The organism is Paraburkholderia phymatum STM815 (assembly GCF_000020045.1).
Lineage (GTDB): Bacteria > Pseudomonadota > Gammaproteobacteria > Burkholderiales > Burkholderiaceae > Paraburkholderia > Paraburkholderia phymatum.
Map to the genome: position 1 here is coordinate 1,517,051 of NC_010625.1, position 17,839 is coordinate 1,534,889.

Sequence of the window (17,839 nt, forward strand, 5' to 3'; positions counted from 1 at the left end):
ACCACCCGATAACGCGGCCGCCACGGAGCATCCATGACTATCGATTCATCCGTCGTCACCGCGTTCACGCCCACCGGCAAGGTGCGCGCGTCGATCAATCTCGGCAATCCGATTCTCGCCAACAGGCACGCCGAAACGGGCGAACCGTTCGGCGTGTCCATCGATCTGGCGCGCGCGTTCGCCGAAAGACTCGGTGTCGAACTGGAACTGGTCGTCTTCGATGCGGCAGGGAAATCGGTTCAAGCGATTAACGAAGAGCGCGCGGACTTCGGCTTTTTCGCCATCGATCCGTTACGCGGCGAAATGATTACATTCACTGCGCCGTATGTGTTAATCGAAGGCTTCTATCTGGTGCGCGACGACTCGCCCGTCAGGACGAATGCCGATGTCGATCAGCCGCACAACCGCGTCGCTGTCGGCAAGGGCAGCGCATATGACCTGCTCCTGACGCGCGAACTAAAGGCCGCGGAGATCGTGCGCGCGCCGACGTCTCCCGCCGTCGTGCAGACGTTCCTCGAACAGGATCTGGAAGTCGCTGCAGGCGTGAAGCAGCAGCTCGAAGCCGATGCACAGAGGGCCGGCGGACTTCGTCTGCTCGACGAGCGCTTCATGGTGATCCAGCAGGCGATGGGCACGCCAAAGAGCTGCGGTGAAGCAGCTGCTGCGGCGCTGCATGCATTTGTCGAAGAGATGAAGGCTTCAGGGTTCGTCGCCGATGCGCTGAGAAGGCATCGGATCGCTGGGGCGTCGGTGGCGCCGAAGGCGTAGTTCTGGACGAGATGGTTCCGAACGAGGAACGCACAAACGTGCGGCAGATCCGCCTCTCAAAGCGGTCATCGGTCTCACGCGGTCGGATGACCGGATTTGGCCGAACCCGGTCTGACGTAGAACGGCCGGCGTCCTCGGCCATTGATCGGCCGTGTCGGGCAGCAAGCGACCCGATCCGGCCACGTAGCCCTGCGTCATTTTACTGGCAGCTTCGAAGTAACAACAGCCATCCGCCAGCAGGTGCCCTTAGTTATCAGCTCCACGTCGTTACGCCGAAGCCACATAAGCAGTGGGAAATGAATCGGATTTGCAACACTTTTTGTCAGATAAAAAAAGCAATGCGTTCTTTTCTCTTATGTACGTGCAATCGACCCCGGCGATCCTTTGATCGTTGCGGAGGTGCACGCGCAAACGTTATCTGTTTGTCAAATATGATTCGATACTGAAACAATTCTTGATCTTTCGTCGGGCGATCGATCTACAGAATGCTGGCGTCCCGTGATGCACGTTGACAGCTGCGAGTTGGCCTATAACTTGCGTGCGTATTTTTCAGAAAAACTCGCCGGACGAACGGCTTTATCCGGCAATGTAATGAAATCGCTCGTGATCTTCTTGAGCATATATCGGGGAATAAAATGAACAAAAGAAAAGCCGCACTTCTGCTACACACCTCGTTATTGGCAATCACGTTGCGGTTTTTTCTGGATGTGCTTCGACGGTTCTTGAATCACAGTCCTATAAATCATATTCAGTAGGGGTGCAACAATCTGCCACGATTGGACAGTCGTTTCTCGTAAGCCAGAACGGCTCGATCTCTACCGTTAGGCATTGGGTCGGAATCTTGAATTCGCCCAACGGCTGGCAGGAGTCGAAAGTATATTCACAAGATTACGTGCGTCAAGAGCTCGTCTACGGCGGGAGAACAGGAAATACCATCGACGTATCTTACAGAGAGTTCCGCGGAGGATATGCCGCACCAGCGTTTTACCAAAGCGTTAAATACGATCTCGGCGCGTCATCGAGAATTCGCTTTCAAAATTTCTCAATCGACGTATTGCAAGCTGATAATCAAACAATCGTATATAAAATAGTTTCCGACAGATGAATATAAATTAGATGCTCGCTCTTCTCTTACTCAATATGGGAAAAGATTCAGCGTCAGTCGCAATCCACGAAGCATCTGAGATCGGGCTTTCCTGGCTTTCGCAAATTTGAGCAAAGGCCGCCGAGAAGATGGGCGAAGAACAATCAATAGGAACACGGGGAACACAAATGAATGCACCGAGGGACTTGAATGAACTGAACCGTATGATTTGGCGCGGTAACGCTTGGTTTCTGCTCAAATGGCTTACCGGCATTGCCGTTCTCTGTTTCCTGTGGGGTGGCTACGAAACGATCACGACCCCGACGAGCTACGCAGATTGCGTGCTAGCAGAAATCTCTGGCGCGCAAAACGATGTTGCGGCAGCCGCCGTCGCACAGAGTTGCACGCAGCACTTCGGTAGTTATAAGATCCGGGTGCCGTTGCCTTGGTACCGACCGGCTCATGGCCGTTATCGCGATGGCAACGAATGTGTCATCCGCGAAATGTCTGGAATCTCCGATGCACCGCGAATCTTCGACGGCATGACCTACCCGAGCGTCCGGGTAGGGCTGATTGCACTGGCCTGCCACAGCCTGTACGACCCGCCCGAAGCGATGAACGAGCAATAGACCACAAGCGAACAAAAAAGCGGGAAGAACATGCTGCCGACTATGCGTCTCCAATCCATGATCATCATTGGTTCGCTCTTTCTGATGCTCGGCGCAAATGCTTTTGCCCAGTCATCAGTGGGTCGAGTCAATCCGATGGCTGACCTTGCGACCCACAGTGCGGAAGAGTTCGTGCATTTAATCAAGTACCGATGCGCGAACGTCTCGCCGAATAGCGAGGACAGCGCTGCATGCATAAAAGATGCTGCACGCCTTTGGCTGGCGAACTACGCATGGCAGTATGAGAGCATCCCAGACTCATACATTACCGGCAACTCGCTTGCCCGTGATTTCCTTGCACGACCCTGAAGCCAGCTGCAACTACGTGCAGCCGAATGTACACGACCTTCCTCCACGGACATCCGAGAAGAGGAAAAAGAGCCCGCCAGATGTGACGGCCTCCTGCAAATTCTCACCGTACGCGGCCTGTGCGCTGCCGTCGGTCGTCTCTGACGTTCGGGGGACGATCGAGCAGCGCGACCGCTTAGCGGCAGCCGCCGAATGGGAAGCGCGTCACACGCGCCCCCCGGAACAGGCGAGCCAGCCGCCAAAGCCCGGAGACGAAAAGGAAGGCTCTTCGTTGATTTCCCGGGAAGGTGTCAGCTTTCAACTCGAGATAGCGGACGGTGGACTACGCGCCTCGAACCGGCAGCTCCCGGGTACAGTAGTCATCCACTCCTTTTAGTCGCTCCGTAGGTCACAGCATGCGCCGGCGACCACAGCCAGAAAACCGGTGTCTGTCGTCTGCGCCGGCTTATTAATCAATAACTTGTTAACCAATTCCGCCGCGCGTTGGGCGACATCACCGAAGCAGTTGGAGTGGGCCCGTTTCGTGCCACTTAGACAGGCTTGCTCGCCCTTGAAGAATTCGAGTCGTCAACTAGACTCTCCCCCATGGGCCTGTCGATAAACCTAAGCACGGAGACGGACATGGTGGACCCAACGACACTATTCGAGGCAAGTACCGCTCTCGCGGAAACTGTATCGAAGCTCGGGATTCTTGAAGCAGTAAAGAAAAAGCTCGCCAGCCAACCCGACGTCGCAGCGACGAAGCTCGCAGGTGCACTCGCAGAACTGCAGAAGACGTTCCTCGCATTCGATGCTGAGGTTGTTCCCTACCTTGCGATCTATTTGGAGCGTGGCGAGGAACGACAGGACCTTACAGAAACCGTTCGGTATGAACTCAAACGGCAGTACCGAAAGGACGTTAATCTCTTGTATTCCTTGGAAGGAGGCGCCGCCTTAGTAAGAGCAAGTGCGGCTCGTGGACATTGTGGCAGGATTGGCAACATCTACGACGTCTATCTCAACCCCTGGTTTAAGAAGGTCGTACATCTTAATGAATCTGAAAGAGCGGCGCTCAAGGATCTCTTCGATAGGTTGCGCTTTGGGGACAACGAGATCGTACTTCTGATTGAGAGGTCTGCGATGTGGTTGGGTAACTCAGCTCGTGAGGTACTTGACCATGTGGAGAACGGCGACCTCAATTTGGCGAATGACACCATCGCAAGTGCGCGAAAGCAGATACTACCCGTACGGAAATCTTTGTCGGACGCACTTAATAGAATTCGAAAACTCGAGGCTGACTTTATTGAAATCAGCGGCGTCGTTTGAGCGGGTGCAATAAAACAATTCGACAAAAACTGATTTTGCGACGCAGTCTCAGACTCAGTATCGAAGCGCCAGCGAGCCGCTGGCGCCAAAATCCTTATCGCGGCCGGGCCGCGGAAGCATCGACAATCGACTTCAATACGAGAATCGCTTTTCCAAGCGCGTCGATGAGTTCAGACATCACGGTCTCCACATTTATCGGGAACGACTGGAGCCGCCCGTCAACCCTTACCTGCAGTGCAGGCTTCTATCGTACGTAAGTCGCACCCAAAGAGATGACTCGCCCCGATGCTTTAGCATCCGCCTCAACGTTGGTGAAACCTTCCCATCTCTGATCAGAAGCGTGGCGCAATGCATAATAAAGCTGACCACCGAACGTGGGATCAGAATTGCGCGTGACAACGCAAACGTGAAGCGCACCGCCATCGTCACTAGCGCATTTAACTGTCCCGCACGGCCCAGGAATTGAGGGCGGTACACCGGTCGCTGCCAGTACGTTCCCCCAGCCTTGTGGCTGCCACGTGCCACCGCCAAATCGAATCGTGTGAAATAGTCCCCCTTCTTGAGTGACAGCGCAGAAATGCAAGTCCCCGTTAGGCGTCGCGGCGCATGCAATCGGCCGATCTAACAGGCTGCTCTTAGGGAACGGACGGATGTCCGGAGGAGGAAAATCAGAAGCCCACTCCCCCTGCCACTTGCTTTCCTTGTTAGAAAACGTGGCATAAAAGAGCGATCCGTGGCCACCCAGCGCGCACACATGCAAGTCACCGTTAGCGTTAGCCGTGCATGCGACATCAGTGATTGGCCGAATGTCGGGAAGCGGAAAGTCCCCCGACCAAGTCGGCTGCCACGAGTCACCTGCGTGCAACACCGTTCGAAATAGGGATCCAGTGCTCGTGAGGGCCAACAAATGAACGTCGTTGTTTGGCATTGCGGCGCATGCAACATGTTGGATGGGCCTAATGTCGGGATTCGAAGTAGACTGAGTGAAGCGCCAAGGATCGGGCCAAACCAGGTTCACCGGCCCAGTTGCCCGTCGCATGGCCGTATATGCGAGTACGTTTTGGTCTTCGCGTAACAAACCAAACACATGGATTGCGCCATCGGGTGTCGCTGCGCAGGCGCATTCGTCTGGCTCGAATCGATCGCCGAATTCAGGTACCCCTTCCAAGGGAAGCGCAACTGATGTGAAGGCGGGCCAATTGGTTATGTCCGGTGAGGTGATATCACGGTTGATGAAAACAAAGTTGGCAAGGTCGAAGACACAGGTAGCGCAAAGGATTCCGGACATGGTTCAAGACTCCTTAATGTAGTCGACCGGCGGCGCTCGTGATGTATTAGCCGCATACCGGATGTTCCTCGGTTTGCTGCCATCCATGGCCGCCAATCGGTCAGCGAAAGCTTCGTTAACTCATGGGCTTGGCGAACAAAATTGCCAAGAAACTCAATTGATTGAGAGGCATGCGTCGCTGTTATCCGTCGAACGATGAACAGCTACCGCTATAAGCGGAGGCCGCCGGTAATCGACCGGCAACGCGAACTGTCGGATCTTCAACGAGATCGAGGAAAATCCGACGCCTAAAAGGAATGGCGAGTGCGCGTTCTCGGGTGACGCTGCGACTGCAGCCCAACACGCCCCACCTGTATCGAGTATAGGAAACCTGGCGGGGGAGAGAGACAAAACGGAAGCGCCGGACGGCCGAAGTGAAGCGAGGAGAGTAAGAGCCGAATGAATGGGCACCGACCGTGAAACGGCCGTTCGACTGTCTCAGCGTGTCTGCTGGCGAATGGCCGAAAGAGGTGTGCAATCAACGAAATCATTGCGCAAACGGCAACACACGACCCGTTTCTGACGCTCGAGCTGTCAAAGAGGCAACGGCAGGTATCAGAGTCGAACAGTCGCTCGGCAGTATCACGCGCGGACAACAAATCGACATTGTCAATGTCCCCACGACAATCTCAACTCGTCTGTCGCGCGTCTCGGATACCGATTGTCGCGCCACACCCTGCTGTCGCTCGAGCACCGCGAGATCAATGTCAGCTGTTAGACTGAGCAGCCGAAGAGCGGACAGGCTCAAGAAGCGCTGCTTCATCGCCATCTCGCCATCAATTGACCGTCAACCTACTTTCGTCTCTTCTCAAGGTTTTGCGAACGACGGCTCCCGAGGGGCAATGAGACGATGACAGATGGCGTTCTGAACTACCGTCGCTGGCAGGTCGAGTGAAGATCCGCCACCGTCGCACGCATGGCAGCCTGATCAAAAGAAAAGACGCATTCGTTACCAAACACTGCAATCAAGTCGTCCGCGTCACCGGCGTTCCGTCGCCGATCGGTATGCGGTCGGTCTCGTGTTGCCGGCATTCGGCGGGGGCCGCATGTTCAGGCTCCATTCGCCGCTGTTCGGCATAGCGGTGCTTTAGGCATGGTAGATGGGCATTGAGACGAAAGGGGCTCGCGCCTGAAACGCTCTTGTCCCGGGCGCAACCGGAAGCGACCTGACTTGCCGTGTCCATCAACGCCGTCCGCTGGATTGAAGGCTTACGCGCTCACCACGTGACGAGCGCGGCGACTCAGGTCAATTGTCGGATTGGCCGCCTTCGCGGGGCGGTCCCCCTTGCTGTCGCTGCGCGTGCACCACGCGATCACGCTCTGCTTGCGCGGCGGTCGTCGCGTCGACCGGGTCATCACGCTGCCGCATCAGCCAGTAGACGCTCCCCAGTGCAACCAGCGCAAATGCAAGCGCCGCGATCTTGGCGGGCGCGCTGGCCGGATCGAGAATGATAAATTTGCGAGCGATAGCCAGCAGCGCAACCAGAAGCACCGTTTTGACCTGCACGATGTGATCGCGCCGCGCCATCACGTGCGTAATCGAATGTTTGAATTCCATCGCAATCAGCAGCGTCATGACCATACCGAAGATGGTCTGATACACCGCGTGATCCAGCGGGTTGAGCGCGTCCGAAACCAGCAATGAAATCACCGCGTGAATCAACTGCCAGAGCGACACAAGGATAATGATGGAAATCACGACGCTCAGCACATGCGCGACAAGCTGCTCGAATCGTTCATAAAGGGTGAGCATGTCCCACTGCAGACGCAACGCATCGAGATCCTTGCGTAACCAGCTTTTCTTGCTTTCCATGATTTGACTCCCGGAGGGCCGTCGCTGTGCCGCGAGCGCACCGTGCGTGCATGGATTGCACATGCGTCGTACACAGTCCATTCGACAGTCGCGTAACGCACATGCTATTGTCTTCCGCGTTTGCGCGGCTTCTTTGTGGATAGCTGCCCAGAGCAAAACTGACATATTCAGTTATTGACAACAGAGGCTGAACTATCTCGCGCTTCTGATAGAGGTTTCTGTCGAGTATTCGAAGAGGTACTGAGCCGAAAGCAGCAGGTTCATGCACTGTAACCCAACGAGCGCGATATGGATTACGCCATTTTGGCGGCGCCACAGCGATTGCGTCACTACTCGCCCCACCGAGTGCTCCGACTGGCCGTCACCCGCTCATACGGTCTATGCAGGTCTTAGGAGGCCTCGCTTGACGCTCGGTTCAATGAAGCCTCGCGTGTCACGCGCGGCCGGCCCGCCTGCGTATCTCGAACAACAACCAACCAGTCCCCGTCGCGGGCGGTGTCGCGTGCTTCAAGTCCCCCGGCACACGCGCTGTCTTGCTGCCGTGCTGTGGCTATTGAGTAACCGAAGCAGCAGCGCTTGTACGACTGGCTCGAGCTTGGCCCGGTCGCGTGTGCCTAGCAGGTTTAATATCTTCGTCTTTCTCAGCTCGCCAGCAGCTCATCAGCTGCGGATACCGGCCTTAGACACGATACGGGCTCGCCTGGAGAGGATCGGGCCCGTGTGGCCTTTTGCGCATCTTTCCGAAGCGCAGCTTTTCGGCGCGCCTTCCCTTGATGCTGTCCACAAAAGCGAGCGCTAATCCGTACATCACCGAATTAGCGACTAGACTTAAAGTATCATCGGTGCATGCTCACGCAGGAGGCACGTATGCGCTATTCAGTCACGATTGGGACGTGTAATCGACGGAGGCAGACCGATGCCGAAGACCGTTCGAACCGCTGAGCAGATTCGCGACGAACTGCAGAACCGCATGGCGAAAATCGCCGCTGACGTGCCGGGAGCTTTACGGGTGCGCATACCGCTACCAGAGCGGCACCCGCCCGACGCATCCGGCCGCAACTGGAACATGGTGCCGCTCAATGACCTCGGCGTAGATTGCGCACATCACGTCCAGAAAGTGATCGAAGATATGCGCACCGAGTTCGTGCTTCCAGATTGACGCCTTGATGCGAAACCGGAGCCGCTCATGCAAACGCACGTGTTTGAGCATCGAGGCTACGAGATCGAGGTACAGCCGGAGCAGAATGCATACGGCGCGTGGCGGGCGACGGTGACTGTGCGCCATGCCGATAGCCCCGTGGCCGAATTCCGTCTGGAGACGATTCAGCCGGAATGGCTTACGCAGGAGGAGGCGGTGCGCGACGGCATCGAATGGGGCACGCGTTTTGTCGATCGCAAGCTGGAAGAGTCGCGTGACCTGATGTGATGGAATCATCAGCGGAAAGCGAACAAAACCCGGCAGTTTCGCGAAAGACGTCACCCTCCGATACGCTTACGGTGCACGAATGCGGCCAACCGCCGTTATCCTGGCACGGCCGCCTGCTCGTGAAGCGCGAGAAAACGAAACAAAGTCGTGACGTCCTCAAAGGTGGATAGCATATTCATGGTCAGGATCTATGGACGCATGCGCAGCGCACATGGCTACGCGATACGCGACTTCCTGCATCGCTGTGACATACCGTTCGAATGGATCGAACTGGGCAGCGATAAGGAAGCTGAAGAACTGGCTCGCGTGCAGCATCTCTTCGATTCGCGCCTGCCCGTCTGCGTTTTCCACGACGGAACGCGGCTCGAAAGTCCGACCATCCGGCAAATCACCGAGAAGCTTGGCTGGTTTGCGAGTCCATCCCGTGAGGCCTACGATCTCGCGATTTACGGTGCAGGACCGGCGGGATTGAGCGCCGCGGTGTACGGTGCATCGGAGGGACTGCATACCGTACTGGTGGAGCGCTGGGCACTGGGCGGACAGGCAGGTAGCAGTTCGAAGATCGAGAACTATCTGGGCTTTCCACAGGGCGTGAGCGGCGCGGAACTTGCTGAACGGGCGCGCGATCAGGCCGTCAAGTTCGGCGCCGAAATCCTGCTGGCGCGCGCCGGCGTGCACGCGGAGTTCCCGCCCGGCCAGGGCATCGTATATCTGGAAGACGGCACGCGTATCACGGCGCGCACGTCTATCTGCGCGACCGGCGTGGCATATCGCACGCTAGGCCTGGCAGGTGAAGAGCGCTTTCTCGGCGCAGGTCTTTATTACGGCGCCGGCGCCAGTGAGGCCGCGCTGATACATGGCGAAAACGTATATGTGGTGGGCGGCGGCAATTCGGCGGGACAGGCCGCCATGCATTTTTCGCAGTCCGCCAACCGTGTCTATATGCTCGTGCGTGACGCATCGCTCAAGAACACGTTGTCACAATACCTGGTGGATCGCATCACATCGGCATCGAACATTGAAGTGCGCACATGCACTGAAGTTACCGCGCTGGCAGGCAGCGACGTGTTGCAGGAGATCACGCTGACCGATGTGCGAACCGCCACGGCCCGTACGGTAAGAACGAATTGGCTATTCGTCTGCATTGGCGGCGTGCCGCAGACGCAATGGGCACAGGAAGTCGGCATCGTTCGCGATGAAGGCGGCTATCTCGTAACCGGTCCCGATCTGCAGGAATACCGCGCGAACCTGAATTGGCCTCTCGAACGCGCGCCGCTGCATCTGGAAACGAGTGTGCCTGGCGTATTCGCAGCGGGCGACGTGCGTCACGCATCGATCAAGCGCGTGGCGTCCGCAGTCGGCGAAGGGGCAATGGCTGTGGCGCTGGTGCATCGCTATCTGAATAGCAGTTGAGCACGAGCGCAATCTTGATCCCCGCGCGTCTGCGCATACCTGTCCGAGGAGCACGATCATGACCTCCGGTTGCACGCACCTGGGCGAGGCCCGCATTCTCCAAACGTCCATCGACTATTGCGAGGACTGCGTGAAGCTTGGCCAGCCGTGGGTGCATTTGAGGCTTTGTCTTTCTTGCGGACACGTCGGCTGCTGCGATTCGTCGCCCAACCGGCATGCAAGCAGGCATTTTCACGCGACCGGTCATCCGCTGGTACGTTCAATCGAACCCGGCGAAACGTGGATCTGGTGCTATCGCGACGAGATCGTCGCAGGTGAACTTGAACCTTGAGGGCGACGCCCCCGCACGGGCGGGCGACGTCGCGTTATTGATCGCACCAGCGTCACGCATGTGCCGGTGCCTGCTTTGACGCCTCGCTGGGCGCTTCTGTGGGCGATGCTCCTTTCTGCACACGCACAGAGCGCGTACCCGAGTCGTAGGTCATTGTGATCTTGTCACCCTCGCGCACGTCGCCTCGCAACAGCGCATCGGCGAGCTGCGATTCCACCTCAAGACGGATCTTGCGTTTGAGCATCCGCGCGCCGAACTCGGGGTCATAGCCGATCTGCGCAAGATGATCGCGCAACCCGTTGTCGAACGACAGATCGATGTTTTGGGCCAGCGCCGTACGCCGTACGCGTGCAAGTTGCAGATCTACGATACTGCGAATCTGCTCCTTGCCGAGCGCATGGAACACGACGACTTCATCGACCCGGTTTAAAAACTCAGGCCTGAAATGATGCCGCAGCATTTCCATCAACCGGTCGCGCAGTTCAGGGTAGGCGAGTTGCTTCGAGTCGGACTTCATGTTCTCCTGAATCAGTTGTGAGCCGATATTGCTGGTCGCGATGATGATCGTGTTGGTGAAATCGACCAGACGTCCCTTGCCGTCGGTGAGCCGCCCTTCGTCGAACAGTTGCAGCAGGAGGTTGTGCACCTCTGAGTTCGCCTTTTCGATTTCGTCGAGTAACACCACGCAATATGGCCTGCGCCGCACGCGCTCGGTGAGTTGTCCGCCCTCCTCGTAGCCGACATATCCGGGCGGCGCGCCAACCAGACGTGCCACCGTATGACGCTCGGAATACTCGCTCATATCGATGCGTACCAGCGCGTTCTCGTCGCCGAACACCGAAGCGGCTAACGCCTTCGCGAGTTCGGTTTTACCCACACCCGTTGGCCCAAGAAAGAGGAAGCTCGCAGTTGGCTTGCCGGCCTCCGTCAAACCGGCACGCGACAGCCGCACCGCTTTGGCGACTGCGGAGACGGCTTCATCCTGGCCGACCACGCGTTCCTTCAGATGGTCTTCCAGTCGCAACAGCTTTTCACGGTCCTCGGCCGTGAGTTCAGATACCGGTACGCCCGTAAGTGACGAAACAATCTGCGCAATGTCTTCCGCCGTCACTTCCTGCGAACTGGTGCCGCGCTCCTTCTTCCATGTTTCAGTGGCTTCGTGCAGGCGTTTTTGTTCCGCGACGAGCTGTCCTTCCAGTTCCTTGGCCTTATCGAATTGTTTTGCAGCGCTGGCCGCGTCCTGTTCCTGCCTGATGCGGCGGATGCTCGCCTCGACATCGTGCAATGGCTGCGGACGCGAATTCGACGAAATGCGCACGCGGGCGGCGGCCTGATCGAGCAAATCGATTGCCTTGTCTGGCAAGAAGCGCGCGGCGATGTAGCGATCCGAGAGCTTTGCCGCTGCGGCGATCGCCTCTTCGGTAATCTTCACCTTGTGATGTGCCTCAAGCCGGTCACGCAGTCCACGCAGGATCTCGATCGTTTCCTCGACGCTAGGCTCAGGCACCGTCACGGGCTGAAAGCGCCGTTCCAATGCCGAGTCCTTTTCAATGTACTTCTGGTACTCGTTCAATGTGGTCGCACCCACGAGGTGCAACTCACCGCGAGCGAGCGCTGGCTTGAAGACATTGCCGATATCGAGGCCGCCTTCGCCGCCGCCCTGGCCCGCGCCGACAATCGTATGCAGTTCGTCAATAAATACAACCAGACGGTCCTGGTTCTCGATGATCTCATCCAGTACCTGCTTGACGCGCTCCTCGAACTCGCCGCGATACTTCGCGCCAGCCACGACGCTATTGATATTGAGTTCGACCACACGCTTGCCGCGGAGCACTTCCGGCACCTGATCCTGAGCAATGCGCTGCGCCAGACCTTCGACAATAGCGGTCTTGCCCACACCGGGTTCGCCGATCAGCACCGGGTTGTTCTTGCGGCGCCGCGCCAGCACTTCAATGGTGGTTTCGATTTCCTTGTCACGGCCAATCACCGGATCGAGCTTCCCTTGGCGCGCAAGCGCGCTGAGATCGCGCGCGTACTTGTCGAGCGTGGGCGTGGTGGAACGGCCGTCCATCTTGCCGTCTTCGGCACCTTTGCCGACCACCTTGACTGCTTTTTGCCGCAGCGATTGCGGCGACAGCCCGAGCTTGCGCAGCAATTCACCTGCAAAGCCGTCTTCTTCCTCGACGAGCCCAATCAGGATGTGCTCTGGTCCGACATAGCTGTGACCCAGTTCCAGCGATGACTTCAACGCATTTTCCAGCGCGCTCTTGGCGCGCGGCGACACACCGATCTGCTCGTTGTCGCTCGGCTCCTTGCGGGTGCCACGCGGCGCGGTCTGGTCGATGGTCTTCTTGATTTCTTCGGGATCAAGCTTGAATTCACGCAGGATTTCCTGCACCACATTGTTATCGGCAAGCGCCAGCAACAGGTGTTCCGTATCGACTTCATTCTTGCCGTATTCGACCGCTGCTTGCGCCGCGGCTTGCAGTCGGTCCAGACCGCTCTGGCTCAGGTACGTCTGCAGGTCCACCGCTTCGCGCGGCCGGCGATGCCGGCGTGCGCGGCCGCCTGGATGTGCGCCGGCTGAATCGCCCAATTGCCCATTGCCGGTGCCAGTACCCTGATCCGCGCCGCCGGATTGTGCGGGCAAGCGTCCGATGCGTGACCGGTTACCGCGGCCGGTATCCATCTGCGGCCACATGTCGTCGAACAGACTGTCGAACAGTCCGCCGTGAAAGAGAGATTCGAGCGGCGACAGGTGGCGCCGATTGCGCGTCATGAACTCCATGTAGTGCTCATTGCACAGCATCAGCTGACGGTGTTGACCGTTTTCGGTGATCGTGATCTGTGAGGTTGCGGGCTTTCCACAAACGCTGCACTCGGCCATGATGATCTCCTTTTCGTCCGTGCAGGCATTGCCTCCCGCGCGGGTAATGGGTGGGTGGAAAATATCTATTCCGCTGCTTATTCCGCTACCTGTTCCGATCTCCCCTTGTTTGCGTGCTGGTTCGCTCTGCACTCGAAACGCGATTCAATCGAATCCCATCGTCCTTCGTCGCGTCGGCCGGCGCACTGATTCATCGTGCGGTACCAACAGCAGGAGGCAATGCAACGTGTCCTCTCCAATGGATACGCCGGGATGCTCGTAGGCGCGCTGACATGCGCGCGCCAACGTTTTGTCGATCCAACCACTTCGGTCGTCATGAAAGATGTGACGCTCCAGCCAGTTGTCGTCCGGGTTCGTCGACCGCAGTTCTGAGCGCGGCCGTCAGTTGTTCGGCTTCTTCCCCGGCGGCTCACGTGGTGGTCGACCGTACCAACCGCAGCTTGACGCGATAAGCGTCGCCGGTGAGCAGCATGTCGCTCACAACCCGTGCCCGCAAACTGACCACCTCGCTGACGGATGGTGTCATTTGATCTCAATGCGTCGCTTCGCTGCCGGTTCTCCGGCTACTTTGGGGACGCGGAGCGTCAGCACGCCGTTTTCAAATCTGGCCTCTGCACGATCGAGATCAACGCCCGCGGGCAGCGGGACCGCGCGCTGAAAATGTCCGAACGACCGCTCGACCCGATAGCACCCCTGTTCTTCGCTAGACGATTCGAAGCGCTTTTCGCCGCTCACGATCAGCATGTCGTCCATCACTTCGAGTTCGACGTCGTCGCGGGTCATGCCCGGCAATTCAGCGACGATACGCAGCGCGTCGCCGTCATCAGTGACGTCGATCCGCGGTTGAAACTCGCTCGCGCTAAAGTCGCCGAACCAGCTCCCGAGCGGTCCACGTCCTCCGAACGGATCGCGGATCAATTCGGCAAACAGATGAATCGGATCAGGCAGCGGCCAGCTGGCAGCCGCACGTGATACCGGCGCAGCGGTGACTTCCATCGGCGTCCCGTCACCCGTTTGCGTGCCAGTCTGTGGCCCGTTTTGCCGGGCGACTTGCTGATCGGTGCGCGGCGCACCGGCGCCGCCCGATGCGCTTGTGTGCGCGTGCGAGCGTAAAAACCGGAACGGGTTCCATTTGTCGAGATCCAGAGGCATGTCATTCTCCTTACGTGAGGTACGCCAGTGCCAGACCTGAGGCTGGACCACTGGAGATGACGGGCGGCGCATTCGACCTCCTGATACCAAGGCACGCCCCGCGCGGCATCGCCCGCAGGTTTGGCCGTGTGACCCACGAGCACCCCCATGAGCGCTGCGTTTACGGATGCAATGGCGCGTGTGGCTCGCCGGTCAGGCCGTCATGATGCCAGGCACGGGCAGTGATGCCGAGTACAAACAGCAGCGCGCCCGTGAACAACGCATACACGCCGATCAGCCAGACGAGCGCTAGTGCGCCTGCGCCCGGAAAGAGCAGCACGAAGATGCCGAAAAGCACTGACAACACTCCAGTTAACACCAGCATCCACGCGTTGCGCAGGCGCCTGTGCAGCCGCGTTGCTGCGATCAGATCGAATACGCCAGTGATAATCGCGTTTGCGCCGATTACGGCGACCAGCACGAGGGTGGTAATGCCCGGCACCAGCGCGGCTATCACACCGGCGCCGATGCTGCAGATGCCGAGCAGCAAAGGCATCCACCAGCCGCCGTGCGTCGCGCGGTAGCGGATGGCCGCGACAATCGCGACAACGCCGCCGGCGATTGCGTAGGCACAAAAGAGGATGATAAGCAGCAGAAGAGTGAGACCGGGCAAGAATAACGCCAGAGTGCCGAACAGCAGCGCTACGGTGCCACGCAGAATGAGCATCCACCAAGCACGCCCAAGCAGTTCATCCATGTAGGACTCCATCGGTACGTCAGGTGATGAAGTTGAGTTTAGGCCCAGGGCATCTGCGATTCTTTCGCGTTTCTGCTAGGCGTTTCGCAATTCTGCGCTCATTCATGAGACGTGCTGAACCGCGTGAAGATTTGGCCTGCCAGATGCGCCGAAATAACGCGATCCACCACCGTTTTTATCATAGCGACTCGCCATGAGGTTTCCTAACATGAACTTACGCGACTCACGACCAAGCATTAGCCTGTGCACTGCTGTTCCGGTGTCGCACCGTGAAACCACAAAGGGACTCTCATGAAAAGGAATCTGCTTTTATGGCTGCTCGCGTCGTCGTCGGACTCCCTATAGACGCGCACGCCCAGGTGGCCGGCACCCCCCGCTTGGTGTCAGCGTGGAAGAGTCGGCGGCGATCGTGGCAGGCTGGAGCGTGAGAAAGTCGGTCATGGACAAGCCGGTCTTCAACGAGAAGGGTGACCGTGTCCGTGTCATTCATGACATCATTGTGGCACCGGACCGGTCGGTATCGTTTGCAATCGTCGCCGCAAACCAGTTTCTGGGAGTGTCACATCACGACGTGGCCATTCCCATCGAACAGCTAGATTTCAACAATGGCAAACTGGTGCTTGCAGGAGCGACGAAAGATGCGATCAAGGCGCTGCCCGAGTTTCAATACGCAAAGCTGCGCGCGACACCCAGGCCGAGGTCCGACTACAGCGAGCATCAGTGACCTATGTCTCGCATCGTCCGTGGACGATGCATTTGACGTGCGACACATTCGTTCCACGGGGCAGTGCGCCGATCAGTGCGCCGCCGCGCTATTCGTCGTGCCGCGTGATTGCCGCCTGCTCTTCGGGCGACTTTCCTAGCCAGCGACGGTGCAACGCACGTTCAATGCTGGCGCCGACCGAGAGCAGCAGCAGGAGCAGGGCGGTGGCAATACCTGCAATCTGCCATGCGCCGATGCCGCACACAATGCCGAGCGCGGCGGTGACCCAGATCGAAGCCGCTGTCGTCAAGCCGCTGATCTTCCCGGTGGCGTGGTTTTGCAGGATCACCCCGGCGCCGAGAAAACCGATGCCCGTAATGACGCCTTGAATCGCACGACCGGCGTCGCTGCCGTTAGTAAAACCGTGTAGTTCGAAGGACATGCCGGCCATCGTGACAAGACAAGAGCCGAGCGCAACGAGGCCCAGCGTCTTGACGCCGGTTGGCTTGCCATGCAGGTTTCGATCGAGCCCGACGATACAACCCACCAGCACTGCCGCGACCATGCGCAAGATCGACTCAAAAAATTGGACGTGCGAAATCATCGGCACCCCGCAAGTTTTCCAGGTAACGTCGCGCTCGGCGGGCACCTGGCTGCTCGCTACAGTCTAGCGTCGAGGGGAGACAACCGCACGAGCGTCAAACGCCGCTCGGGAGTCCCTTTTGCCAAAAAGCCGCAGTTATTCTCTTGCGATCGCAGCGATGGGGGCGCTGCGTAGATGCGGTGATGCGCGCCCAGACCTGGCGCAACAACTCGCGCGAGCGGTCGAGCATCGAGAAATGCTTCGCAAAGCGTGCGACGTTGAAACCGTGGGGTGCCTTGAATTTGGCATGGGCGTCAGATTACTGAATGCTTTCTGAATGGATATGTTGCTGTGGGTCAGACTACTCCAATCGAGGTAGCGTCGCTTCTGCCCATATCACTAATCCGTCTTAAGCAGCCTTGAACCCGACCTAAGCTTTGGGTATCCATGAGGTAGAAAGGAGGCCGTGCTTGTCATGCATCAGGCTACGAGATCTACCCCGGATCACGGATTACGCTGCCAACCGATGGACGTCGCTTTCACAGAGCGCGGGCTGACTTTGATGCCGGGATTTCAGCTCGTTGTACCGACAGGTGCCACTGTTGTGCATGCTGCGGGCTGCGACGACCTCGGAACGAATCACTCCATCCTGATAGGTGCCCCATTTACCGCAGTTGTTCCGACGAGGGCGAGGTTGGCCACGATCACTGAAAGCGAACCCAGCGGATGGGTTATCGCACTCAAATCAGGCGTACTTGGGCAAGTCTCGCAAGAGGCGTTTCGCGAGGTCCCGAAATGGTCTACGTCTTGGGATCCGTTCCTACGCGAGACCGTGGATACATTGGGTGCTTTGCAGAACGCGGGGCTCATCGACGCTGCCTGCGCAGACGCTTTTGCCGATGTAATCTCGGTGCACATCGCTCTGCGCTACGGGCACTGTGCTGGAGCGGCCGAGCCACACACGCCGCTTACGCGTCAAATGCTGACTCGCATTCAAGTCTTCGTTCATGCGCACATAGCCGAAACTATTTTGGTCGAGCAACTTGCAGTGCTGGTGCACATGAGTACCTCGAACTTTGCACGCGTTTTCAAAACAGCGACAGGTAACCCGCCCCATCTGTACGTGACGCTCGAACGAGTGAAGTTTGCCAGGACGCTGTTGTGCGAGGAGACCTGTCCCTTAGTTGAGGTAGGCGCGCGCGCAGGGTTCCAGACTCAGCAGCATTTCACCGACGTGTTTCATCGACATACCGGTGTGACACCTCGCGCATTCCGGCTTGCCCACCGAAACCTCGGGAGCTAGTCATTTCTTGGGAAGTTGCGAGAAAAACAAT

The 17,839-nt window shown here is 58.0% G+C and carries 14 protein-coding genes and 1 pseudogene; 10 read left to right on the forward strand and 5 right to left on the reverse strand.

Annotated features, from left to right (window positions below; translation table 11 throughout):
* Window positions 1–33: 33 nt before the first annotated feature.
* The 4 genes from BPHY_RS34230 to BPHY_RS34245 all read left to right on the forward strand — a co-directional run bounded on the left by BPHY_RS34230 (window position 34) and on the right by BPHY_RS34245 (window position 4,134).
* Entirely contained in the window at window positions 34–768 is a 735-nt protein-coding gene (locus tag BPHY_RS34230; RefSeq protein ID WP_012406050.1) for an ABC transporter substrate-binding protein, read from the forward strand.
* A gap of 1,290 nt (window positions 769–2,058) precedes the next feature.
* A complete protein-coding gene (locus tag BPHY_RS34235; protein WP_157686892.1) occupies window positions 2,059–2,481 on the forward strand; it encodes a hypothetical protein in 423 nt (140 codons plus the stop codon).
* Window positions 2,482–2,511: 30 nt separating this feature from the next.
* Window positions 2,512–2,829: a hypothetical protein gene (locus tag BPHY_RS34240; protein WP_012406053.1), complete on the forward strand. Its 318-nt coding sequence runs from the start codon at window positions 2,512–2,514 to the stop codon at window positions 2,827–2,829.
* A gap of 621 nt (window positions 2,830–3,450) precedes the next feature.
* Entirely contained in the window at window positions 3,451–4,134 is a 684-nt protein-coding gene (locus BPHY_RS34245; protein WP_157686893.1) for a hypothetical protein, read from the forward strand.
* Window positions 4,135–6,707: 2,573 nt separating this feature from the next.
* Here BPHY_RS34245 and BPHY_RS34250 read toward each other — a convergent pair.
* Window positions 6,708–7,274: a phosphate-starvation-inducible PsiE family protein gene (locus BPHY_RS34250; RefSeq protein ID WP_012406056.1), complete on the reverse strand. Its 567-nt coding sequence runs from the start codon at window positions 7,272–7,274 to the stop codon at window positions 6,708–6,710.
* A gap of 916 nt (window positions 7,275–8,190) precedes the next feature.
* Here BPHY_RS34250 and BPHY_RS34255 point away from each other — a divergent pair.
* The 4 genes from BPHY_RS34255 to BPHY_RS40400 all read left to right on the forward strand — a co-directional run bounded on the left by BPHY_RS34255 (window position 8,191) and on the right by BPHY_RS40400 (window position 10,444).
* Window positions 8,191–8,433 carry a hypothetical protein gene (locus BPHY_RS34255; protein WP_041765821.1) on the forward strand — a complete coding sequence of 81 codons (243 nt, stop codon included), beginning with the start codon at window positions 8,191–8,193 and terminating at the stop codon, window positions 8,431–8,433.
* A 27-nt stretch (window positions 8,434–8,460) separates the two neighbouring features.
* Entirely contained in the window at window positions 8,461–8,700 is a 240-nt protein-coding gene (locus tag BPHY_RS34260) for a DUF6566 family protein (RefSeq protein ID WP_012406058.1), read from the forward strand.
* Window positions 8,701–8,877: 177 nt separating this feature from the next.
* Window positions 8,878–10,113 carry an NAD(P)/FAD-dependent oxidoreductase gene (locus BPHY_RS34265; protein ID WP_012406059.1) on the forward strand — a complete coding sequence of 412 codons (1,236 nt, stop codon included), beginning with the start codon at window positions 8,878–8,880 and terminating at the stop codon, window positions 10,111–10,113.
* Window positions 10,114–10,171: 58 nt separating this feature from the next.
* Window positions 10,172–10,444: a UBP-type zinc finger domain-containing protein gene (locus BPHY_RS40400; protein WP_012406060.1), complete on the forward strand. Its 273-nt coding sequence runs from the start codon at window positions 10,172–10,174 to the stop codon at window positions 10,442–10,444.
* 52 nt (window positions 10,445–10,496) lie between these two features.
* Here the strand turns inward: BPHY_RS40400 and BPHY_RS34270 are convergent, their stop codons facing one another.
* The 3 genes from BPHY_RS34270 to BPHY_RS34280 all read right to left on the reverse strand — a co-directional run bounded on the left by BPHY_RS34270 (window position 10,497) and on the right by BPHY_RS34280 (window position 15,219).
* Entirely contained in the window at window positions 10,497–13,331 is a 2,835-nt protein-coding gene (locus BPHY_RS34270) for an ATP-dependent Clp protease ATP-binding subunit (protein WP_012406061.1), read from the reverse strand.
* Between the two features lie 522 nt (window positions 13,332–13,853).
* On the reverse strand, window positions 13,854–14,555 hold the full coding sequence (locus BPHY_RS34275; protein WP_407671289.1) for an Hsp20/alpha crystallin family protein: 702 nt from the start codon (window positions 14,553–14,555) through the stop codon (window positions 13,854–13,856).
* Window positions 14,556–14,643: 88 nt separating this feature from the next.
* Window positions 14,644–15,219: an HdeD family acid-resistance protein gene (locus BPHY_RS34280; protein ID WP_012406063.1), complete on the reverse strand. Its 576-nt coding sequence runs from the start codon at window positions 15,217–15,219 to the stop codon at window positions 14,644–14,646.
* 311 nt (window positions 15,220–15,530) lie between these two features.
* Here BPHY_RS34280 and BPHY_RS34285 point away from each other — a divergent pair.
* Window positions 15,531–15,943 (forward strand): annotated as a pseudogene (locus BPHY_RS34285) (PRC-barrel domain-containing protein).
* Window positions 15,944–16,031: 88 nt separating this feature from the next.
* Here the strand turns inward: BPHY_RS34285 and BPHY_RS34290 are convergent.
* Window positions 16,032–16,526, reverse strand: coding sequence for an MgtC/SapB family protein (locus tag BPHY_RS34290; protein WP_012406065.1), 495 nt, complete (start codon window positions 16,524–16,526; stop codon window positions 16,032–16,034).
* 673 nt (window positions 16,527–17,199) lie between these two features.
* On the opposite strand from BPHY_RS34290, the gene BPHY_RS34295 reads away from it, so the two are divergent.
* A complete protein-coding gene (locus BPHY_RS34295; protein ID WP_244257737.1) occupies window positions 17,200–17,808 on the forward strand; it encodes a helix-turn-helix domain-containing protein in 609 nt (202 codons plus the stop codon).
* The last annotated feature ends 31 nt before the right edge of the window (window positions 17,809–17,839 follow it).